The 22,203-nt window shown below is 62.9% G+C and carries 20 protein-coding genes and 1 pseudogene; 11 read left to right on the top strand and 10 right to left on the bottom strand.

The window, feature by feature from the left end; genetic code table 11:
• Position 1: 1 nt before the first annotated feature.
• From AC1AXT_RS07945 to rpmH, 8 genes are all read right to left on the bottom strand, one after another.
• Entirely contained in the window at positions 2-946 is a 945-nt protein-coding gene (locus AC1AXT_RS07945; protein WP_476541152.1) for a ParA family protein, read from the bottom strand.
• Between the two features lie 277 nt (positions 947-1,223).
• Entirely contained in the window at positions 1,224-2,003 is a 780-nt protein-coding gene (gene rsmG / locus AC1AXT_RS07940; RefSeq protein ID WP_476541150.1) for a 16S rRNA (guanine(527)-N(7))-methyltransferase RsmG, read from the bottom strand.
• 177 nt (positions 2,004-2,180) lie between these two features.
• Complete coding sequence (locus AC1AXT_RS07935) at positions 2,181-2,570, bottom strand: hypothetical protein (protein WP_476541148.1); 390 nt, start codon at positions 2,568-2,570, stop codon at positions 2,181-2,183.
• Positions 2,571-2,659: 89 nt separating this feature from the next.
• Complete coding sequence (locus AC1AXT_RS07930) at positions 2,660-3,193, bottom strand: Jag family protein (RefSeq protein WP_476541147.1); 534 nt, start codon at positions 3,191-3,193, stop codon at positions 2,660-2,662.
• A gap of 156 nt (positions 3,194-3,349) precedes the next feature.
• Complete coding sequence (yidC, locus tag AC1AXT_RS07925; protein WP_476541145.1) at positions 3,350-4,360, bottom strand: membrane protein insertase YidC; 1,011 nt, start codon at positions 4,358-4,360, stop codon at positions 3,350-3,352.
• On the bottom strand, positions 4,357-4,680 hold the full coding sequence (gene yidD / locus AC1AXT_RS07920) for a membrane protein insertion efficiency factor YidD (RefSeq protein WP_476541143.1): 324 nt from the start codon (positions 4,678-4,680) through the stop codon (positions 4,357-4,359). Before yidD ends, yidC begins: the two co-directional genes overlap by 4 nt.
• Positions 4,677-5,036, bottom strand: coding sequence for a ribonuclease P protein component (gene rnpA, locus AC1AXT_RS07915; protein WP_476541208.1), 360 nt, complete (start codon positions 5,034-5,036; stop codon positions 4,677-4,679). Before rnpA ends, yidD begins: the two co-directional genes overlap by 4 nt.
• 31 nt (positions 5,037-5,067) lie before the next feature.
• Positions 5,068-5,202, bottom strand: coding sequence for a 50S ribosomal protein L34 (gene rpmH, locus AC1AXT_RS07910; RefSeq protein ID WP_003827866.1), 135 nt, complete (start codon positions 5,200-5,202; stop codon positions 5,068-5,070).
• Positions 5,203-5,607: 405 nt separating this feature from the next.
• Here rpmH and dnaA point away from each other — a divergent pair, with 405 nt between their 5' ends.
• The 8 genes and pseudogenes from dnaA (at position 5,608) to AC1AXT_RS07870 (ending at position 17,618) form a co-directional block, all read left to right on the top strand.
• Positions 5,608-7,437, top strand: coding sequence for a chromosomal replication initiator protein DnaA (dnaA, locus tag AC1AXT_RS07905; protein WP_476541141.1), 1,830 nt, complete (start codon positions 5,608-5,610; stop codon positions 7,435-7,437).
• Positions 7,438-7,874: 437 nt separating this feature from the next.
• The gene (gene dnaN / locus AC1AXT_RS07900; RefSeq protein WP_476541139.1) at positions 7,875-8,999 is read left to right on the top strand and encodes a DNA polymerase III subunit beta; all 1,125 of its coding nucleotides are present in this window, start codon (positions 7,875-7,877) and stop codon (positions 8,997-8,999) included.
• 5 nt (positions 9,000-9,004) lie between these two features.
• The gene (recF, locus tag AC1AXT_RS07895; RefSeq protein WP_476541207.1) at positions 9,005-10,132 is read left to right on the top strand and encodes a DNA replication/repair protein RecF; all 1,128 of its coding nucleotides are present in this window, start codon (positions 9,005-9,007) and stop codon (positions 10,130-10,132) included.
• On the top strand, positions 10,129-10,608 hold the full coding sequence (locus tag AC1AXT_RS07890; protein WP_476541137.1) for a DciA family protein: 480 nt from the start codon (positions 10,129-10,131) through the stop codon (positions 10,606-10,608). The genes recF and AC1AXT_RS07890 overlap by 4 nt, the downstream gene beginning before the upstream one ends.
• A 432-nt stretch (positions 10,609-11,040) precedes the next feature.
• Positions 11,041-13,041: pseudogene (gene gyrB, locus AC1AXT_RS07885) on the top strand (DNA topoisomerase (ATP-hydrolyzing) subunit B); the annotation flags it as partial.
• 101 nt (positions 13,042-13,142) lie between these two features.
• Positions 13,143-15,797: a DNA gyrase subunit A gene (gene gyrA / locus AC1AXT_RS07880; RefSeq protein ID WP_476541205.1), complete on the top strand. Its 2,655-nt coding sequence runs from the start codon at positions 13,143-13,145 to the stop codon at positions 15,795-15,797.
• A 57-nt stretch (positions 15,798-15,854) separates the two neighbouring features.
• On the top strand, positions 15,855-16,418 hold the full coding sequence (locus tag AC1AXT_RS07875; RefSeq protein WP_476541135.1) for a DUF3566 domain-containing protein: 564 nt from the start codon (positions 15,855-15,857) through the stop codon (positions 16,416-16,418).
• A 69-nt stretch (positions 16,419-16,487) separates the two neighbouring features.
• Complete coding sequence (locus AC1AXT_RS07870; RefSeq protein WP_476541133.1) at positions 16,488-17,618, top strand: VanZ family protein; 1,131 nt, start codon at positions 16,488-16,490, stop codon at positions 17,616-17,618.
• A gap of 138 nt (positions 17,619-17,756) precedes the next feature.
• Here AC1AXT_RS07870 and AC1AXT_RS07865 read toward each other — a convergent pair whose 3' ends face one another.
• Together AC1AXT_RS07865 and AC1AXT_RS07860 are read right to left on the bottom strand one after the other, a co-directional pair.
• The gene (locus AC1AXT_RS07865; protein WP_476541132.1) at positions 17,757-18,083 is read right to left on the bottom strand and encodes a hypothetical protein; all 327 of its coding nucleotides are present in this window, start codon (positions 18,081-18,083) and stop codon (positions 17,757-17,759) included.
• A complete protein-coding gene (locus AC1AXT_RS07860) occupies positions 18,068-19,066 on the bottom strand; it encodes a hypothetical protein (RefSeq protein WP_476541130.1) in 999 nt (332 codons plus the stop codon). Before AC1AXT_RS07860 ends, AC1AXT_RS07865 begins: the two co-directional genes overlap by 16 nt.
• 276 nt (positions 19,067-19,342) lie before the next feature.
• On the opposite strand from AC1AXT_RS07860, the gene AC1AXT_RS07855 reads away from it, so the two are divergent.
• The 3 genes from AC1AXT_RS07855 to gdhA all read left to right on the top strand — a co-directional run bounded on the left by AC1AXT_RS07855 (position 19,343) and on the right by gdhA (position 22,084).
• Positions 19,343-19,636 carry a hypothetical protein gene (locus tag AC1AXT_RS07855; RefSeq protein ID WP_476541128.1) on the top strand — a complete coding sequence of 98 codons (294 nt, stop codon included), beginning with the start codon at positions 19,343-19,345 and terminating at the stop codon, positions 19,634-19,636.
• Positions 19,633-20,061 (top strand): PIN domain-containing protein, encoded by a 429-nt coding sequence (locus AC1AXT_RS07850; RefSeq protein WP_476541126.1) that lies wholly within the window; start codon positions 19,633-19,635, stop codon positions 20,059-20,061. Before AC1AXT_RS07855 ends, AC1AXT_RS07850 begins: the two co-directional genes overlap by 4 nt.
• A gap of 676 nt (positions 20,062-20,737) precedes the next feature.
• Complete coding sequence (gene gdhA, locus AC1AXT_RS07845) at positions 20,738-22,084, top strand: NADP-specific glutamate dehydrogenase (RefSeq protein WP_476541124.1); 1,347 nt, start codon at positions 20,738-20,740, stop codon at positions 22,082-22,084.
• Positions 22,085-22,203: the final 119 nt, after the last annotated feature.

Genomic DNA, 22,203 nt, shown 5'->3' with positions numbered 1-22,203 from the left:
GTCAGTTCTCGTTTCTCCTCATGCCGATGGTTTCCAGTACGACGGCGGACCGCTCGTTGATTTCCAGCGCCGCTTCGCAATAGGAAATCGCACCTTTGCCATGCGGATCGTACTTGATGACGCTCTGGAAGAAGCTCGGGGCTTCCGACACCTTCACCGTGCGCGGGATGGCGGTGTCGAGCACGATGGACGGGTAATGGCTCTTGACCTCGGCATACACCTGCTGGCTGAGCAGCGTGCGCTTGCTGTACATCGTGACGAGCATCGTCGACACGAGCAGCGCGGGGTTGAAGTTCTGCTGCACGAGGCCGATCGTGTTGATGAGCTGCCCGAGGCCTTCGAGCGCATAGTATTCGGCCTGGATCGGGATCAGCATTTCGTTGACCGCGCACATCGCGTTGATGACAAGCAGGCCCAGGCTCGGCGGGCAGTCGATGAACACGTAGTCGTAATGCTTCTCGCTTGCCTCGAGGAATTCGTCGAGCTTCTCCTTGAGCAGGTTGTTGCGGTTGGGCATGTCCGCAAGCTCGAGCTCGGCGCCCGACAGATCGATCGAGGCCGGCACGACGTCGAGGTTCGGGAAATCGGGGCACTCCTGTTTGACTTCGGCAATCGACAGGCGCCCTTCGATGACGTCGTAGACCGACGGGGTGCCGGAAGGGTGCTCGATGCCCAGCGCCGTCGAGGCGTTGCCCTGCGGATCCATGTCGATGACGAGGACGTTGAGGCCGCCTTCGGCCAGCGCCGCGGCGACGTTCACCGCCGTCGTCGTCTTGCCGACGCCGCCCTTCTGGTTGGCGACTGCCAGCCGGCGCGTTTCGGCCGGAGGGGTGAACGTAGCGGAGTGCACGCGTTCGTAGCGCGTCGATTCGTCGGCGATTTCCGCGCCGAGCGACGAATCATCTCCCCCGAAAATTCTGCTGATGGTTTCCTGTGCGCTTTCCATGCCAGGGACGTTCCCTTGATCCGCCACGAAGAGGCCCTCCTCATTTATTGCTGGTGGTTCCAGTTTCTTCAGCCGTATGGACACGGCGCAGTGCCGTGGATAACTGTGGATAAGTGTGGATAACCGGTGGATAACCCACGTTCCAGCCGTCGATTATTGCTCAAGATTTTCCGCTATTTTCCAACTGTTTTCCAGCGTCCGTCGCGCTGTGGAAAACGAATGTGGATAATATCCACAAGATTCGGAAAATGTGGATAACTTTATCCACAGGCGACGGCTACTTCCGCTTCGTCACGACGACGACATACGTCGGCGTCAGCCCGCCGGCGACCGGGGCTTCGATGACGCGGGGATTCATGCCGCCCTGATGCGCGATTTCCTTCGCCGCCTTCTCGATTTCCGCCTGCGCCGACTTGCCCTTGAGGGCGATCAGCTGGCCGCCGGGCACGAGCAGCGGCAGCGTCCAGCCGGCCAGCTTGGTCAGCGGCGCGACGGCGCGGCAGGTAACGACGGCGAACGGGTGGTGGATGGCCTCGAGCGTGGCCGCGTCGACGGCCAGCGTGCTCTTGGGCGCCGGGCCCTTGAGCGTGCCGTGGCGCTTGAGCGCACCGATGGCCTCCTCGCTGCGCGCGCGCACGACGGTGACGTTGTTCAACCCCATCTGCTCGACGCATTCGTCGAGCCATTCGACGCGGCGCTCCATCGGCTCGACGAGCGTGAACGACGCCTCGGGCAGCAACGCGGCCGCCACAAGGCCCGGGAAGCCGCCGCCCGAACCGATGTCGGCGACCGTCTTGAACTGCTTCTTGGCCAGCGACTTGCGGATGAACGGCACGACGGCGGCCGAGTTGAGGATATGGCGCTCCCACAGGATCGGCTGGTCGCGCGGGCCGATGATGCCGCGCTCGACGCCTTCGGCCATCAGTTTGTCGTGGAACGTTTCCAGCTGGGGCATCGCCGGGCCCAGCATGCGCTCGAGCAGCGGGCTGCCTTCGAGTTCGTCGTGCAGCTCCTGCTCCAGCGCTGCACCGGTTTGTTCGTCAGTATCGTCAGTCATAAGCCCCTATCCTACCTGTTTCACGGGAAACGGCGACGTGTTCACCGCGGCAGGATGAGGCCCGGCAATGGCACGTTGCCATCTCATCCGGCCACCGGCACGTCGCCATGCCCAACGTATGCATCACCAGTGGCGCTCCCCATGTCGTCGAGAGGCACCGGGGATGCCGGCATGGCGTTACCACGTCACGGCAGACCAGTCCACCGACATCGCCGTGAACAGCACCGACAGCAATGCGGCCGCCAGCACGCCGAGGCGCCATTTGAGCGGGCTCGTCACCTTCTTCGGCGCCGGGATGTTCGCCACCGCGACGACGACGGCCACGATCGACACCCAGAACCCTGCGAACGCCAGCGGCGCAATGCAGCTCATGACGAGCGCCACGACGACGAGCACGGCGCCGACGACGGTCAGCACCGTCGGCTTCTGCTTCGGCGGGGCCTTCGGCAGCTCCTGGCTGGCCTTGACCTGCTCGGCTTCGCGCCTTTTCTGCGCTTCGGCACGCGCCTGGCGGTATGGGTTGGGCTCGTTGGGCGCCCCGCGGCGCCGCTTCTTCGATTTCGACATCGTTCCTGCTTCCTCGCCTCCCCTCGGAGGCACCCCGATTGGAAAAGCCCCCATGCGGGGGCTTGCTGCGAATGGGTAACGGGCTGCGGCTACTCCTCGACGTACCCGTCCTCGTAGTCTTCGCCGTCCTCCTCGGTGCGCTTGAGGTACACGGTGACGTAGCGGTGGGGCTCCTCGCCATGCGAGCGGGACTTGAGGCCCTCGTCGCGCACGACGTCGTGCACCACCTTGCGCTCGAACGAGTTCATCGGCTTCAGGTCCACCGGCTCGCCGGTCTCGCGCACCTCGTCGACGGCGTCGAGCGCCATGTCGCGCAGGATCTGGCGCTTGCGCTTGAGGTAGCCGTCCACGTCGACGATCAGGTGCGAACGCTCGCCGGTGCGCTGCTGCACGGCCAGGCGCGTCAGCTGCTGCAGGGCGTCCACCACTTCGCCGTTGCGGCCGATGAGGTGCTTGATGTCGGAATCGTCGTCGGCGACGATCTGGATCATCGGGCGTCCGTTGCGCACGCCCATTTCGATATCGCCTTCATAGTCGGCGATGTCGAGCAGCCCCTCGAGGTAATCGGCCGCGATGTCGGCTTCGTCGTTGAGCTGGTCGATCGTCTTGTCGTCTTGTACCATGCGTACTCCTTGGTGTTGAAGCTACAAACAGTCTAGGCAAACGGGGCGAAGCGCCGGGCCGCGGTTCCACGCAACGGTAGAACCTGGCTGGCTGGCGGCGTCGCCCCCACATTTCACGCACCCATGGTTCCACGCAACGGCGGAGCCTGGCGGCGCTCACTTCTTCTTGTTGCGGTTCTTGCGCTTGGGCTGCTGGCGCTGGAAGCCCTGCGCCACGCGCCGGTCGTTCTCGGCCTTCGCCTTGGTCAGCGCCTCCTCCTCGAGGGAGGGACGGCCTTCCTTGGCGCGCTTGCGGTTCTCGTTGTCGTGGTCGCGCTTCTCCTTCGCCTCGGCAGCCGGGGAGCCGGGCGTCGGGAATTCGCGGATCTGCCAGAACGAGCGCAGCAGGTTGCAGATGTTGTTGGCGAGCCAGTAGACGAGCACGGCAAACGGCATCGCGACGCCGGAGAAGATGTACATGATCGGGAACAGCCACAGCATCATCTTCTGCATGCGCTCGTTCTGCTTGTTCATCGTGGCGGCGGCCGTGTTCTTCTTCATCGTGTTGTACTGCATGTACCACAGGCAGGCGCACATCAGGGCCACGAAGAGCGCGATGACGACCTTGCCGGAAGCCTGGGCCGTCGTGAACGTGTCGGTGACCTTCGTGCCGAAGAACGTCGTCTTGGAGAACTCCTGCGCCGTCGCCACGTCGAAGGCGCCCAGCGGGGCGCGCTTGCCGCGGCCGATGTAGGGGATGGCGGAGAGCACGTAGAACATGCACATGAACACCGGGCCCTGGATCAGCATCGGCAGGCACGAGCTCATCGGGTTCGCGTTGTTCTCCTGGTAGAGCTTCATCGTCTCCCGCTGCATCGCTTCCTTGCTGGCGGGATCGGTCTTGCCCTTGTACTTGTTCTGGATCTTCGCCATCTTCGGCGCGATGGCCTGCATGCGCCGCATCGACTTCATCTGCTTGTAGAAGAGCGGGAACACGCATGCCTGCACGACGATGACGAGGAAGATGATCGAAAAGACCCACGAAAGGCCCACTGCCGGCATGCCGATGAGCGTCAGGAAGCTATGGAACAGCTTCATGATCCAGGTCATGAGCCATTCGACCGGGGTCAGCAGCTTGTACAGCCAGCCCCAGAATCCGCTATCGAGCATGAAATTATCGCTGTTCATGACGGGACGTCTTCTCCTTCTCGAACGTCTGCGCGGGGTTGCAGCCGAGGCTCTTCATGCGCCTTCGACCATGAAAACCTATAGAACGGGGAAAAACGGGCCGGAACGTCGTCGATGCCGCCTCGCGACCATGGGCGGCACCTCAGTATGCGCAGCGCCGCAAGCAGCCCTCCGCGCAATGCGCCGAACCGTTCGATTGCCTCGAACGCGTAGCGCGAGCAGCTCGGATAGTAGCGGCATTGCGGGCCCAGCTGCGGCGAAATGCGCCGCTGGTACCAGCGGATCGCCTTCATCGCGGCGCGGGCGGCGGCGGAGCTCATTGGCGCGACGCTTTGGCGTGCACGTCGGCGAACAGCCGCGCCACCTGGGCGTCGAGCGACTGGAACGAAGCCGTCGCCGCGCTCGGCTTGGCGCGCATGACGATGTCGCAGCCTTCGGGCAACAGCCCTTCATGCGCCGCGGCGAGCACGCGGAACCGCCGCTTAACGTGGTTGCGCACGACGGCGTTGCCCACCGACTTGGATACGGCGAGCCCCATGCGGTTGCCTGAAACTACGCGAACGCCGTCCGGATTCCCTTCCCGCAAACGGTAATGCACCACGATGTCATGGTCGGAAACCCTGCGACGGCGTTGAAGTACTGCAACGAATTCGCGATGGCTCTTGAGCCGTTCCACTTCGCCCATTCGCTCCTTGTAGCCCGACGGATCAGGCGGACAGGGACTTGCGGCCCTTGGCGCGGCGGCGGTTGATCAGCGCACGACCGGAACGGGTGCGCATGCGCACGCGGAAGCCGTGCTTCATGTGGCGACGGCGGTTGTTCGGCTGGAATGTCCTCTTCATAATCAATGCTCCCGGTTGTATTCAGCCATGCTTGTGCACGGCTCCTCATGAGTCAAGCTCTACCAAAGTACTCTCACCCCTACCCTGAATACAAGTGGCGGTGCGCTTTGCGCGGCCATGGCGATACCCCTCAAGGGGCCATGCCGTGGATGGCGTTTTCGCGGACTGTTTACAAAACGTTGGAATGGTGGGGAAAACCGGCGGAAAGTTATCCACAAACTACACGCGTGTTATTCACAATTCCTTGTTTTCCAGCACCCCAAAATGTGGATAACTCTGTCGATAAACTACACCGATGTTATTCACATTCCCTTGTTTTGCAACACGCAAGCATGTGGATAACTTCCCCGATTGGGAGTAGATATTAGATGTTGACTTTTTCATGAATCAGGAGGCTCGCACAGGATGGGCGATGACAACCTCGACCCGGGGACCCAGGCCACTGACATCTGGATGAACACGCTTGCCATTCTCAACAACAAGCTCTCCAGCCGCCAGAAGGCATGGCTCGGCGGCGTGATGCCCGAAGCCGTCTACGGCCCCACCATCGTGCTGTGCGTGGAGGACAACACGACGCTGCAGGTGCTCCAGAACGACCTGAACGCCCCGCTGATGCAGGCGCTGCGGATGGCCAATGCCGGCCAGCCGATGTTCCCCGCGTTCAAGATCGGCCCGCGCGAAACCCCCGCTTCCGAAGCGGCTCAGGGAGCCCCGTCCCCCGTTGCGAAGGCTTCCGAAACGGCCGAGCCGGCCGCCGCGGAGCCGCCGATGCAATCCCAGGGTGCCCAGCAATCTCCTTCCTCCCCGTCATCGCCGGTGCCATCCTCGCCGCTGACGGACGCATCGGCGCCGGCCACCGGATCTTTCCCGTCGCTGGCCGAGCGTGACCGCTCCCACCCTTCCGTACCGGTGCAGGGCACGCTGGATGCCAGCCAGCCGACGCTGGCCGCAGCGGGGCAGCCCGACCCTCTCGACCAGCAGGCGCAAACGTTTGAGGAAACGGTCGCCGAGCGGCTGCCGCTGCCGCAGGCGCATGCGGCAGCGGCCCCGGCGCAGGGCCAGCTGACGGCAACGGGAGTCGTGGTGCATGTGGAATCCACGCCGGCCCCGACGCAGGGGCAGCTGCCCATCCCGTCGACGACGATGCCGCCGCAGGGATTCGGCACCGGCATGAAGACGCTGCAGGAACGCGACCCCGATACGCACCTGAACAAGGCCGCGACGTTCGACACGTTCATACCGGGCAACTCGAACCGGTTCGCGCGCACCGTCGCGCTGGCCGTCGCCGAAGGCTCCGGGCAGGACTTCAACCCGCTGTGTATTTACGGCGGATCCGGGCTGGGCAAGACGCACCTGCTCAACGCCATCGGCAACGAGGCGCTGCGCAAGGAGCCCTCGCTCAAGGTGCGCTACGTCACCAGCGAGGAGTTCACGAACGAGTTCATCGAGTCGCTGCGGCCCGAGGGGTCCGATACGAAGCCGATGGCGGAGTTCAACAAGCGCTACCGCGAGGTGGACATCCTGCTCATCGACGACATCCAGTTCCTTGGCGGCAAGACGTCGACGCTCGAGCAGTTCTTCCATACCTTCAATACGCTGTACCAGGCCAACAAGCGCATCGTCATCTCCTCCGACGTCGCGCCGAAGAACCTCAAGGACTTCGAATCGCGCCTGATTTCGCGCTTCGAGTCGGGCCTGACCGTGCAGGTCGAGCCGCCGGACCTCGAGACGCGCGCGGCGATCCTGCGCATGATGGCGTCGGTGACCGGCGTCCCGGTGCCCAACGACGTGCTCGACCTGATCGCCGAGCGGTTCACCGAGAACATCCGCGAGCTCGAAGGCGCGCTGACGCGCGTCACCGCCGTCGCGTCGCTCAACCACCAGCCGGTGACGCGTGCGCTCGCCGAGCAGACGCTGCGGGACTTCTTCAGCAACGACGTGGACGCCAAGCCGTCCGACATCATCGGCCAGACGGCCCGGTTCTTCCACCTGACGTTCGACGACCTGGTAGGCCGCAAGCGCACGAAGAACGTGGCGCTGGCACGCCAGATCGCCATGTACCTGACGCGTGAGATGACCAGCATGAGCCTCGTCGATATCGGCCAGGTGTTCGGCGGCAAGGACCATACGACGATCATGCACGCCTGCGACCGCATTTCCAACGAGATGCGCGAGAACCAGGAAATCTACAACTACGTGAACCAGCTGACGATGCAGCTGCGCCATTCCGAATAGGTTTTCCACGGGTCCGGTGGATAATGCGACACTCCCGGCGGTGGAGAATTTTCGGAAAAGTTATCCACATGCTTATCCACAAATGTGGGTGAATCCTCGGGATAAGCGGTGAATAACCGCCATTTTCGCGTGGACAAGCTGTTGATATATCCACCAAAAATGTGGATAACTCCGAGACCGATGTTTTCCTGTGGATAAGTACCTGAATTATCCACAGGCCATCCAAAAGTTATCCACAAGGTTCTCCGGTGGATAACTCGCGGCGTTTCAACGTTTCAACAACATTATCCACATATCCACCGGACTTATTATTACTACTAACTCAAGCTCTCCCTTTAGAGGTCATCGTCGTAGTAATAACGGGCCGCAACCCTCGAACGCAAAGCGCATCGGACGGATAGAATGAAGACCACGAAGACCAAACGACAGGAGCATGCATGAAAGTCGAAGTCAACTCCACTTCCCTCGCCGATGCTGTGGCATGGGCATCAAGGGCATTGAACAGCCGTCAGCCGAACCCCATCCTCTCCGGCATCCGCCTTGAAGCGGTGGACGGTTCGCTGCAGCTTTCGGCATTCAGCTATGAAGTGACGGCACGCGACCGCATCGAGGCCGGCGTCGACGAACCGGGCAGCGTCGTCGTGCTCGGCAAGCTCCTGTCCGACATTTCCCGAAGCCTGCCCGCCGAGAAGGCATATCTGGCGACCGAAGGCAACAAGCTGCGCATCACGTCGGGCAAGTCGACGTTCACGCTGCAGCTGATGCCGGAAACCGAATTCCCGGACCTGCCACAGCTGCCGCCGCTCATCGGCCAGGTGGACGCGCAGACGTTCGCCCAGGCCATCAACCAGGCTGCCGTGTCCGTCGCCACCGACGAGGTGCGTCCGGTGCTGGCCGCCATCCGCATGCAGTTCAACGGCAACACCGTCACGCTTTCGAGCACCGACCGCTTCCGCCTGTCGCGCGCCACGTTCAGCTGGACGCCGCAGGACGAGGCGCTGGAAGCCACCGCGCTGGTCAAGGGCAGCATCCTGCGCGACGTCGCCCATTCCCTCGACACCCACCAGAACGTGTCGGTCTACTGCGATCCGGCCAAGCCGACGCTCATCGGCATCGAGAATGCCGGCCGCATCTCCACGATCCAGCTCACCGACGGCGAATTCCCGGCCGTCGACCGCCTCTACGCCGACGAATACCCGATCCACGCCGTGCTCGGCAAGCAGGACCTGCTCGACGCCATCAAGCGCGTCGCGCTCGTCGCCGGCCAGAACGAGCCGGTGCGCATGACGTTCACCGAGGACGAGGTGGCGCTGACCGCCGGCGCGCTCGACGAGGCCCAGGCCAACGAAATCCTCGACGTCGACCTCGATGGCGAGGACATCACCGTGGCGTTCAACCCCAGCTACCTGCAGAACGGCATCGCTGCCATCGCCGAGCCGTACGTGCGCATGAAGATGACGACGGCCGTCAAGCCCGTGGAATTCGACGGCCAGCAGGAAGCGGACAGCGAGGAATCGATGGACTACCGCTACCTGCTCGTGCCGATGCGCTTCGGGCAGTGAGCCATATGCATATATCGCGCCTCGCCCTCGACGATTTCCGTTCATGGGACCACCTCGTGCTCGACTTGCCTCAAGGGGCGACGATCCTGCACGGCCCCAACGGCATCGGCAAGACCAACATCGTCGAGGCCGTCGAGGTGCTGTCGACCGGCGCCAGCCACCGCGCCAGCGGTTCCGCCCCGCTGGTGCGGCGGGGCGCCGAGAAGGCGACGGTGCGGGCGAATCTGGTCGAAGGCGAGCGGACGGCCACCTATGAGGCGACGATCCGCGCCAAAGGCGCCAACCGCGCGCGCATCAACGGCGGCCAGAGCCTGTACATGCGCGACATCGTCGGCGACATCCCGACCGTGTCCTTCACGCCGGACGACCAGCGGATCGTATCCGGCGACCCGTCGGCGCGGCGTTCCTTCCTCGACCAGGCGGCGACGCTACTTGACCGTTCGTATGCGCCGCTGCAGCAGCAGTTCTCCCATATCGCGCGCCAGCGTGCGGCGCTGCTGAAGAATCTCGGCAGCCGTTCCGACGCCGAATTCGACCAGATGGCGGCGCTGAGCGGTCTGGAAATCTGGACCGGACAATATATAGAGGCCGGAGTGGAGCTGACGCGCAAGCGCGACGCCGTCGTCAGACTGCTGCAGGAACCGTTCGCGCGCCTGGCGCACCGGATGGCCGCAGGCGGGGCGCCGGCGTCGCTCGACTACGCGCCGTCCTTCGCGGAAGTGCTGGAATTCAGCGAGCCGCACGCCGAAATCAGCCGGCATTTCCAGCGGCTGTTCGCCGGCGAGACGGCCCGCGGCATCAATCTCATCGGGCCCCAGCGCGACGACCTCGAAGTGGGGCTGGACGGCATGCCGGCGCGCGAATTCGCGTCGAACGGCGAGATGTGGACGCTGGCGCTCGCGCTGAAGATGGCGCTGTACGAAACGGTGCGCGCCGACCGCGGCGAAGCGCCGATCGTCATCCTCGACGACGTGTTCGCGCAGCTTGACGAAAGCAGGCGCGGCGAGATCCTGTCGTTCGCCGCCGCCCAGCCGCAGTCGCTGATCACCGTCGCCGCGGCCAGCGACATCCCGGAACTGGCCGGCGCCAACGTCGTCGACGTTGCCGGGCTGCGCGGAACGGACATGCCATGAGCGCGCACAACGTGCCGGCGTGCGTCGCGCTCGGGCTCGACCAGCGCAAGCTTCCCGCCGAAACGTTCGAGCGGATCGTCGCGAAGGCCGGCAGCGCGCGGCGCCGGCGGGAACGCAACGAGAAGGCGTTCGAAAGCTTCGGCAAGCCGGGGCGTGACCCGGGCCGGCTGGGCGGCGTGCTCGACTCGTTCGCCACGACGAGCGGCTGGAAGCCGTACATGCGCCTGGCCGAGCTCAACAGCGACTGGGACAAGGTCGTCGGCGAAGCCAATGCGCGCAATTCACGGGTCATCGGGCTGCGCGATGGCGTGCTGACCGTATGCACCCGCAGCCCGGCGTGGACGGTGACTCTGCAAGGCATTTCGCCGCAGATTCTCGAAAAGGTACAGGAGAAGATGCCTGAGTTGCACGTGGAACATGTCAATGTAGTCGGTCCGGTAGCGCATCGGAAAAGTCGCTATAGCCATAGGCATTAGTTAGGTTGCATACAAAGCCAACAGTGGCGAGCAATAGGGTATACGCCGACTTTCAGACCTCGCCATCCTTGCGCAATGCGGAACCGGGAATTGGGGATATGGACCTCTGGAAAACGGGACGTATCCGTTGATTTTCCGTGGATTTGCACAGTAGGCGGCTGGGGCGCAAGAGTCCCCCTCCCCTAGTAGAATCACATGCAGACTAGTTGAACGCCTTGAAGGGGCGTTTATTTGCGTTTTAGGGCGTATCGCTCCAATTAAACCCCCTTCTGGACGGCGAAAACGCAGGAAGGAATCTCTGTGGCGGATTTTGCACCGGACGATATGCCGGAACCCATGGACCGCATGCCTGCGCCAGGCGACGGACCGCTGACCAACCCCGAACAGGATGACGAAGTGGCCCACGACGTCGCTGATGCGCAGCTCGACGACACCCTCTCCCCCGAACACTACGACGCCAGCGACCTTCGGGTGCTGGAAGGCCTCGAGGCCGTGCGCATCCGTCCGGGCATGTATATCGGCTCCACCGGCCCGCGCGGCCTGCACCACCTCGTGTACGAAATCGTCGACAACTCCGTCGACGAGGCGCTCGCCGGCTACGCCACGCACATCGAAGTGACGATTCTGCCCGACAACGGCATCCGCGTCGTCGACGACGGCCGCGGCATCCCGGTCGACGAAGTGCCGGGCGAAGGCATTTCCGGCGTCGAGACGGTGATGACGAAGCTGCACGCCGGCGGCAAGTTCGGCGGCGGCGGCTACGCGGTCTCCGGCGGCCTGCACGGCGTCGGCATTTCCGTCGTCAACGCGCTCTCGACGCGCGTCGACATCGAGGTGCGCCGCCAGGGCTACCACTGGACGCAAACGTACATCGACCAGAAGCCGGTCGCCCCGCTCGAGCGCGGCCGCGAGATGGGCGAGGACGAGTCCACCGGCACGTCGGTGACGTTCTGGGCCGACCCCGCGATCTTCGAAACGACGATCTACGACTTCGAGACGCTGCGCAGCCGCTTCCAGCAGATGGCGTTCCTCAACAAGGGGCTCAAGATTTCCCTGACCGACATGCGCCAGGTCGACGAAGCCGCCGACGAGGTGGCCGGCGACGGCGACAACGTCGCCGAAGAGCTGCACCAGACGGTGACGTACCAGTACGCCAACGGCATCAAGGACTACGTCGAGTACATGGTCAAGGCCCACAAGGCCACGCCGGTCGAGCCCGACGTCATCGACTTCGAGTCCGAGGACCTGACGATCGGCGTCTCCGCCGAAATCGCCATGCAGTGGACGACATCCTACACCGAATCGGTGCATACGTTCGCCAACACGATCTCGACGACCGAAGGCGGCACGCACGAAGAGGGCTTCCGCGCCGCGCTGACCAGCCTGGTCAACCGCTATGCACGCGACAAGGGCATCCTCAAGGACAAGGACGACAACCTCTCCGGCGACGACGTGCGCGAAGGCCTGACCGCCGTCGTGTCCGTCAAGCTGACGAACCCGCAGTTCGAAGGCCAGACGAAGACGAAGCTGGGCAACTCGGAAGCCAAGACGTTCGTGCAGCGCGTGATGAACGAGAAGCTCGGCGACTGGCTCGACTCGCATCCTGCCGAAGCCAAGAACATCATCCAGAAGGCCATCGAGGCCTCCCGGGCCCGCCTGGCCGCCAAGAAGGCCCGCGAGAACACGCGCCGCAAGTCGATCTTCGAATCGGCCGGCATGCCGGACAAGCTCAAGGACTGCCAGTCCAACGACCCCGCCGAGTGCGAGCTGTTCATCGTCGAGGGCGATTCGGCAGGCGGCTCCGCCATCCAGGGGCGCAACCCGATCACGCAGGCGATCCTGCCGCTGCGCGGCAAGATCCTCAACACCGAGCGCGCCAGCCTCGACCGCATGATGAAGTCGGACACGATCGAATCGCTGATCACGGCCGTCGGCGGCGGCTACGGCGAGGACTTCGACCTCGACAAGGTGCGCTACCACAAGGTCATCATCATGGCCGACGCCGACGTCGACGGCGCGCATATCGCGACGCTGAACCTTACGCTGTTCTTCCGCTACATGCGCCCGATGATCACGGCCGGCTACGTGTACGTGGCCATGCCGCCGCTCTACCGGCTCAAGTGGACGAAGGGCCCGCACGACTTCGTGTATACCGACGCCGAACGCGACCGCGTGCTCGCCGAAGGCAAGGCCGCCGGACGCCAGCTGCCGAAGGGCGAGGGCATCCAGCGCTACAAGGGCCTGGGCGAAATGAGCTACCAGGAGCTGTGGGAAACGACGATGGACCCCGAACACCGCATTCTGAAGCAGGTGCAGATCGAGGACGCCCTGCAGGCCGACGAGACCTTCACGATGCTGATGGGCGACGAAGTCGAACCGCGCCGCCTATTCATCCAGCGCAACGCGCACAACGCCCGCTGGATCGACGCGTGAAGTAATACGAAGCGAATACTGAAGCGAACCCTAAGGAACTTACAGTGGCAGACGAATTCAATGACGGCTTCGGCGGCGAACAGCCGGTGCCGGACGGCTCGATGGAGCCGTTGAGCCCGCAGGAAAGCGACAACACCGACTACGGGCTGATGGTCGGCGAACGCATCCAGAAGATCGACCTGCAGGAGGAGATGCGCCAGTCGTACCTCTCCTATGCGCTGTCGGTCATCGTCGAGCGCGCCCTGCCGGACGTGCGCGACGGCATGAAGCCGGTGCACCGCCGCGTCATCTACGCGATGTACGACGGCGGCTACCGCCCGGACCGCGGCTACAACAAGTGCTCCCGCGTCGTCGGCGACGTGATGGGCAAGTACCATCCGCACGGCGATTCGGCGATCTACGACACGCTCGTGCGCATGGCCCAGAGCTGGTCGATGCGCTACATGCTCGTCGACGGCCAGGGCAACTTCGGCTCCCCCGGCGACGACCCGGCTGCCGCCATGCGTTACACCGAATGCCGCATGGCCCCGCTGGCCATGGAAATGGTGCGCGACATCGACAAGGACACCGTCGACTTCGTGCCCAACTACGACGGCAAGACGCAGGAGCCCACCGTGCTGCCCGCGCGCTTCCCGAACCTGCTCGTCAACGGCTCTTCGGGCATCGCCGTCGGCATGGCGACGAACATCCCCCCGCACAACATGCGCGAGGTGGCCGACGGCGTCCACTGGGCGCTCGACCACCCGGAAGCCAGCCGCGAAGAGCTGCTCGAGGCGCTGCTGCAGCGCATCAAGGGACCGGACTTCCCGACCGGCGCGACGATCCTCGGCCACAAGGGCATCGAGCAGGCCTACCGCACCGGCCGCGGCCTGATCACGATGCGCGCCGTCGTCAACACCGAGGAAATCAACGGCCGCATGTGCCTGGTCATCACCGAGCTGCCGTACCAGGTGAACCCGGACCGCCTCGTCGTGTCGATCCGCGAAGCGGTGCGCGACGGCAAGATCACCGGCATCGCCGACATGCGCGACGAGACGTCGGGCCGCACCGGCCAGCGCCTCGTCCTCGTGCTCAAGCGCGACGCCGTGCCGAAGGTCGTGCTCAACAACCTGTATAAGCATTCGCAGCTGCAGCAGACGTTCGGCGCGAACATGCTGGCGCTGGTCGACGGCGTGCCGCGCACGCTGAGCCTTGACGCGTTCATCCGCCACTGGGTGAGCCACCAGCTCGACGTCATCGCCCGCCGCACCGCGTACCTGAAGCGCGAAGCCGAGGAACGCGACCACATCCTGCAGGGCTACTTGAAGGCCCTCGACATGATCGAGGAGGTCATCAAGCTCATCCGCTCCTCCGCGACGGTCGAGACGGCCCGCGCCGGACTGATGGACCTGCTCGACGTCGACGAGATCCAGGCGGACGCGATCCTGGCGATGCAGCTGCGCCGCCTGGCCGCGCTCGAACGCCAGAAGATCCTCGACGAGCACGAGGAGCTCATGCGCAAGATCGCCGACTACAACGACATCCTCGCGCGTCCGGAACGCCAGCGCCAGATCGTCGGTGACGAGCTCGACGAGATCGTGGCTCGTTACGGCGACGACCGCCGCACGCAGATCCTGCCGTACTCGGGCGAAATGAACGTCGAGGACCTCATCGCCGAAGAGAACGTCGTCGTCACCGTCACCCACGCCGGCTTCGTCAAGCGCACGAAGGCCGACGAATACCGTTCGCAGCACCGCGGCGGCAAGGGCATCAAGGGCGCCAAGCTGCGCGAGGACGACGTCGTCGACCACTTCTTCCTGACGAGCACGCACAACTGGCTGCTGTTCTTCACGAACAAGGGCCGCGTCTACCGCATCAAGGCCTACGAGCTGCCGGAAGGCTCGCGCGACTCGAAGGGCCAGCACGTCGCCAACCTGCTGCAGCTCGCCCCGGACGAGACGATCCAGACGGTGCTGTCGATTCCGAACTACGAAGTCGCCGACTACCTCGTGCTCGCCACCCGCTCGGGCAAGGTGAAGAAGACGAAGCTGTCGGAATACGACTCCCCGCGCCAGGGCGGCCTGATCGCCGTGCGCCTGATGAGCGACGAAAACGGCGAGAACGCCGACGAGCTCATCGGCGCGAACCTGTGCAACGCCGACGACGACATCATCCTCGTGTCCCGCAAGGGCATGAGCCTGAAATTCAAGGCCGACGACGGCCAGCTGCGCCCGATGGGCCGCCAGACGGCCGGCGTGCAGGGCATGAAGTTCCGTGACGGCGACGAGCTGCTGTCGATGGACGTCGTGTGGGGCGACACCGACAAGGACCTGCTCGTCGTGACGAACGAAGGCTTCGCCAAGCGCACGGCCGTGGGCGAATACCGCCTGCAGGGCCGCAACGGCTACGGCGTCAAGGCCGTGCAGCTGGCGGAAGGACGCGGCGAACTGGTCGGCGCGCTCGTCGTGGCTGAAGACGACCAGGTGCTGGCGATCATGAAGTCCGGCAAGGTCATCCGTTCCGACGTCAGCGAGGTCAACCGCACCGGCCGCACGACGCAGGGCGTCACGCTCGCCAAGCCCGACAAGGGCGACGAGATCATCTCGATCGCGCGCAATGCCGAGCAGGACGACGAAACCGACGACGTGGCGGAAGCCGAAGGCGCTACGCAAGCCGACGGCGCCGCAGGCGCCGAAACGGCCGCGGCAAGCCAGCCGGCCGGCGAATCTGAAGCAGGGAACCCGGCGGAGGAAAGCGCGGCCCCCACGGTCGAATAACGCTGGTACCCTCGAGGGAAGGCTTGACAGGTCGGGCAACGATTGCAAGGAGCGAACATGAGCGATAACCAGCCGAATGCCGCGTTCAACGGCGCCCCCCAAGCGCCGGCGCCGCCGCAGGGCGCACGTAGCGCCTCCAGCGCAGGCCAAGGGCCGCGCGTGGCGCGTTCGGCGTCGAACCAGCCGCTCATCGCCGACAAGGACCGGCCGGACGAGAACCGGCCGGTGCGCCCGGTGCAGCGCCGCAAGAAGAAGCCGCGTGCGCGGCGCATGAACCTGTCGGTCACGCGCGTCGAGGCATGGTCGGTCGCGAAGGTGGCGTTCATGCTGTCGGTGGCCGGCGCGCTGATCCAGATCGTGGCGGCGACGCTGCTGTGGTCGCTGCTCAAGGTCGTCGGCGTTTTCGACCAGGTCGACCAGATCGTGTCGTCCGCAGGCCTTGACGGCAGCGGCCTGAACCTCGCCAACGTGTTCTCGCTGCCGACGGTGCTGAGCGCGGTGACGATCTTCTCGATTGCGGAAATCATCCTGATCACGATCATCGCGACGATCTTCGCGCTGCTGTACAACGTGGTGAGCATCCTCGTCGGCGGCGTGCACATTACGCTCGGCGACGACTGACCGGCCGTTTTTACTCTGCAAGCGCTCCTCGGCACGAGGGGCGCTTTTTCGTGGGCTAGGCTTGAAGGCATGCTTTCCTACATCGGCCTGTTCAGCTCCTCCTTCACGCTCGCGGTACTTCTGTGGCCGTTTGTGTCGGCGCTGCTGACGCTGCCGATCCTCGCGTTCATCTACCATCGCAACCGGCGGCTGGGAGTCGGCTCGGTCGTCACGTCCTACGTCGCCGTGCTGTACGCGCTCGGCGTCCTCGCGTTCACGCTGTACCCGATGCCGGACGACCCGGCGGCGTTCTGCGCGGCGCACCATTTCGGCCCGCAGCTCGACCTGTGGAAATTCGTGCCGCAGGTGCTGCACGGCAGCCTCGCCGACCGGCTGCAGCTGCTCTACAACGTCATCTTCTTCATGCCGATGGGCTTCATGCTGCAACGCTGGGCGAAATGGCGCTGGTGGGTCGCCATTCCGTTCGCGTTCGGCTGCTCGGTGTTCATCGAAACGTCGCAGCTGACCGGGTTCTGGGGCGCCTACCCGTGCGCCTACCGCCATTTCGACGTCGACGACATGCTGACGAACACCACCGGCGCCGTCGTAGGCTACCTGTGCGGCGTGCTGTATACGCATTTCGTGCCGCAGCGCTTCAACGAAGCGCCGGCCAGCGTGGTCACCAAGCCCGGCTTCGTGCACCGCCTCGTGGCGATGGCCATAGATTTCCTGTTCGCGTTCCTGTGCTATTTCGTCGTATCGTTCGGCTTCATCAACCTGTTCTACAAGATCGCCAAACCGTTCAACGACGGCACGTTCTCGCTGTTCACGCTGCGCGTCGACACGACGTTCGTGCAGGCGTCGGCGTGGACCATCGCCGCCGTGTCGTTCCTCGTATTCGAGCTGTGGATACCGCTCGCCCACCAGGGGCGCACGCTGGGGGCGATGTATACGCATATGACGGTGGAGACGCAGCGGCGCCATGGCTGGGCGCGCGCCGCGTTCTACTTCATCCGCACGATGATCGTCGGCGGCATGTTCCTGATGATGGTCAACGGCGAGCCGCATTTCTGGCTCGTGCTGGCGCTGATGCTCGTGTTCTGGCTCGTGTTCCGCAGAATGCCATGGGACCTGATTCCCGGCAAGCCGATCGAGGATGAAGAGGTCGGCGAGACGCCGGAAGCACCGTCTACGAATGCTGCAGCGCTTCAATCGGACTGATGCGGGCGCCTGAGCCGGTTTCCAACGTAGCGAATAGAAAAGCCTATCATATAGGCAGGGGCATTCATCAATGATGAGGTAATTAGAAGTCAAGATGAAGGAACTGTCATGTCCTCTTTACGCTACTACATGACCGCCTTAGCATGTACCATTCTCATCCTGCTCGGCATTTATTACCGCAAGCTCCTTGCCCGTAAGGATGATACCTTGCGTCAACGGCGGATCCTCATGGTCGCTGCTTTCGTGATTTCCATTCTTATAGGAGCTTTGCAAATTATCTAAATCCAAATGCATGGAGGCAAGCAAAAAACGGGCATGCAGAATCATTGGCTGGAACGTGCTGTCAGGCCGGATCAAACCGGCTACCAAGCCAACCCATTCATACTGATGGGGAAAAGGTGTGATTGGCTGGAGGCCAGCTAGGGATTCTACATGCCTTCTAAGAAACGCTACTTCCAATGGCATGTGCCCCAATTCCCTGATGTATCTCCGGTGCAGGTCATAAAAACTTCATCGTCGGACGAAGACGAATCGTCATTGAAGGGCGTTGAAGAACCGGAGGAGCTTTCTCCGTTTAAAACGTTGCCGGATGAGTTGGTTGAGGTTCCTGATGAATCAACTCCCGTGTTGGCGTAGCCGTTGCTCGATGTGTAGTTGGAGCTAGAGCCATGCGAGGAAGACGTTCCGGAAGAACCTGAGTCTGAGTATGAGTAGTTATATGATTGCGAATTGGTTTGCACTGCTGCCGCAGCTTCAGCTTCGGCTTTCGCGGTGGCTTCCTCATCAGCCTTCGTCTTCGCGGCGACGCTGTCCGTCACCTTCTGCGCCTGTTCCTTGAGTTTCTTCGCGTACTCCTTGAGCTTGGCTGCGTCGGTCTGGTCGGCTTTCTTGGCTTCTTCAAGCAGCTTGCCGAGCGTATCGCGCACGGCGGTATCTGCTACCTTGCCGTCTGACTCGTCATACGTTTTCTGAGCGGCCTTCACCTGCTTGTCGTACTCCGTTTTCGCGTCATCCAGCGTCTTCTGGTCGCGGGAGGCGACGACATTGGCCGATGCTTCCTTCAACGAGTCCGTATGCTGCGAATACCATGCCGACGCGGATTCCGCGTCCGCCTGCGCCTGACGGTAGCTGTCAGCATTATCCGCGTCGCACGACACCATTACGGGGGCTTCCGCTTCATACTCTTCCACGAACGCGGCAACCACAGTCTCGTCCGCCACCTGCCCTTCCTCGATGCTGGCGGCGTCCGTGGCGTCACCGTCATGCAATGCCGTGTACTGGTCCATGTTGCTCTGCAAGGTTTGTGTAGCGGCGACGCATGCCTCCCGCGCCTCATCGAGAACGTGATTGTGGTGGATGACGGCGATGCCCGCGCCGCCAGCTCCGACGGCTACGACGCCTGCGGTTATTGCGATAGCGGCTTTCTTGCCTATTCTGAACGTTGACATGATGATTCTCGCCCTCTTCTGAATGCCTTCCAGTTCATTCTATGAGGAATATGCTCAGAGAGAAACCCGGAGGGTGTGGTCTATATTTCTGGCTCCTGCTAGCGCTGATGCTCGTGTTCTGGCTCGTGTTCCGCAAAAATGCCATGGGACCTGATTCCCGGCAAGCCGATCGAAGGCAGCGAGGGCCGAGATACGCCGGAAGCGTCTTCCGTGAATGCCGCAGGGCTCCCCCTCCGGGAGAAACCCTGATAATATATGTACATATAACATGTACATATGGGAGGTGCGACTATGGCCACGACAATCACCCCAACCGATTTGCGCAGCCACATGCGCGAAACCCTCGAACAGGTCAAGCAAGGCGAAGACGTCACCATCAAAAGCCGCGACGGCAAGGACATGGTGATCACCCTCAAGAAGGAAACCGGCAAGCGTAAGCCGCGCCTCATGGGCGCGCTCAAAGCGCAGGCCCCTGAAGGAGGGCGGCCGTTCACAGTCACCATGCCCACCGCCGCCGAGGAAGCCGCGCGACGGTTCCGGCAGCGTGAAGCCGAAGGGTGGAGCGAATGAGCAAGACCTACATAGACGCGAACGCCATCATCTACTATCTGACCGGCAAACCGGAAAATCTCGCCAAGCAGGCCGCCTGCATGGTCGAAGGGGAAGTGACCGTGGTCGTGGAGGTATTGAACGAAGTGATATACGTGCTGGAATGCGCGAAATCCACGGACGACGAGGGGCGCGAAACGAAAAGCTATCCTACGGAAAACCTCATGGACCTGCTGCTCGAACTGGACGGCGAGGTGTACTACGAGCCGAGGGACATCATCCTCTACGCGCTCCGCATGCACCGGGAGCATCCCAATCTCGACATGGTGGACTGCGAACTGCTCGCGCGCAACGTCCTGCACAACGACGCCGTCTGCACATTCGACAAGAGGCTGAAGAAGCGCCTGCTCAAGCCCGGCGGAGCCGGTTTTCAAGGTAGCGAATAGAAACGGATTCTTTGGAACCTTGGGCAGCAGGAAAAGATTTTGGGTAGCGCGAACTCGCTGTCCATGCGTGTGCTTCCGCTTCCTCGCGGATGAAATTGTAAACCGCTTAAATGGCTTGATTTCGCCATTCCGGCGGTTTACATTTGGGCCCGCTAAGAAATTGTTGGACGCCTACCGGGGAGAGCGTCCAACAATTTTTCTAAGGCTCAGATTGTCAACCGCAAGAATGGCGGAATAGGGCGGTTCTTGAGGTTTACGTTTTCTTTGGCATGAACGTTGTTGGACGCATAGGAGAAGCGGCTGTGGTGCGGATAGTGAAATGGATTCCAGCCAGGTGTTTTGCGTGCTCCTAGGGGAAGCGTGCCGATTCTGGTTCGGGACGGCTGAAAAACACTGGAAAGTCAGCGAAAACGGAATCCGGATAATGAGATGATCTTGAATAGCAGGACTTCTGTCCCGAAGGATCGTATCTACGCATTCATGGCTTTGCTATATAGAAAATCCCGGGGAGAACGAAGGAAACCGGAGCTGCTGATCGCGCTGGATGGCGTTGCAGTCCGAATATAGGGAAAGGGGGTGGCGGCTTCGCGGGGTCGTTCTTACAATGGCCGTGTTTGTGCTACACGGCACTGCACCGATGAAAGTGAAACCGTAACCGATCCCGGAAGGGGAGAAAATGCTCACTGATGAGTATGTGCGGCGCGTATACGCCAAGGTTGAGGAACGCGACGGAGACCAGCCTGAATTCCTGCAGGCGGTCCGCGAGGTGTTCGAAAGCATTGAGCCCGTGTTCAAGGATCATCCGCAGTATGAAGCAGCCGGCGTGCTCGAGCGCCTGGTGGAGCCCGAGCGTCTCGTGAAGTTCCGCGTGGCCTGGGTCGACGACGAAGGACATGTGCAGGTCAACCGCGGCTACCGCGTGCAGTTCAATTCGGCCATCGGCCCTTACAAGGGCGGCCTGCGCTTCCACCCGACCGTCAACGAAGGCGTCATCAAGTTCCTCGGCTTCGAGCAGATCTTCAAGAACTCCCTGACCGGCCTGCCGATGGGCGGCGGCAAGGGCGGCTCCGACTTCAACCCGAGGGGCCGTTCCGATGCCGAAGTGATGCGCTTCTGCCAGAGCTTCATGACCGAGCTGTACCGCCACATCGGCCAGTTCACCGACGTGCCGGCCGGCGACATCAACGTCGGCGCCCGCGAAGTGGGCTACCTGTTCGGCCAGTACAAGCGCCTCGCCAACCAGTTCACCGGCGTGCTGACCGGCAAGGGCCTCGAATTCGGCGGCTCGCTCGCCCGCACCGAAGCCACCGGCTACGGCCTGTGCTACTACACGCAGGAAGCGCTGCGCGTGCTGCGCAACGACTCCTTCGAAGGCAAGACCGTCGCCGTCTCCGGCTCCGGCAACGTGGCGATCTTCGCCATCGAGAAGGCCCAGCAGCTCGGCGCCAAGGTCGTCACCTGCTCCGATTCGAACGGCTACGTCTACGATCCGAACGGCATTAACCTCGATGTCGTCAAGGACATCAAGCTCGAGCACCGCGGCCGCATTTCCGAGTACGCCAAGCGCGTTCCAGGCTCCGAATACCACGAAGGCTGCCGCGACGTGTGGACCGTCAAGTGCGACATCGCGCTGCCGTGCGCCACGCAGAACGAAATCGACGAAGAGGGCGCCCGCCGCCTCGTCGACAACGGCTGCACCGTCGTGTGCGAAGGCGCGAACATGCCGTCGACGCCGGAAGCCATCGAGATCTACCAGAAGAACGGCGTGCTCTACGGTCCGGCCAAGGCGGCGAACGCCGGCGGCGTGGCCGTCTCCGGCTTGGAAATGAGCCAGAACTCCTACCGCCTGTCGTGGAGCTTCGACGAAGTCGACGCCAAGCTCAAGGGCATCATGGAGGAAATCGTCGCCGAATCGCTCGATGCGGCGAAGAAGTACGGCAATGAAGGCAACCTGATGGAAGGCGCGAACATCGCCGGGTTCATCAAGGTGGCCGACGCCATGGTGGCTGAAGGGGTTATCTGATACAGCCAGCGTGTAAAGCGTAGTTGGCGGGTAGTAAGCAATGTACTTGCTGCCCGCTTTTTCTTTGGTTGCGTTGGATGACCACCCCCCGAATCGCCTTCGCCTTCGGCTCGGCTCTC

It is taken from the genome of Bifidobacterium sp. LH_450, from assembly GCF_056356715.1.
Note: the sequence above shows the minus strand (reverse complement) of the source record. Positions and strands in the feature narration are given on the sequence as shown.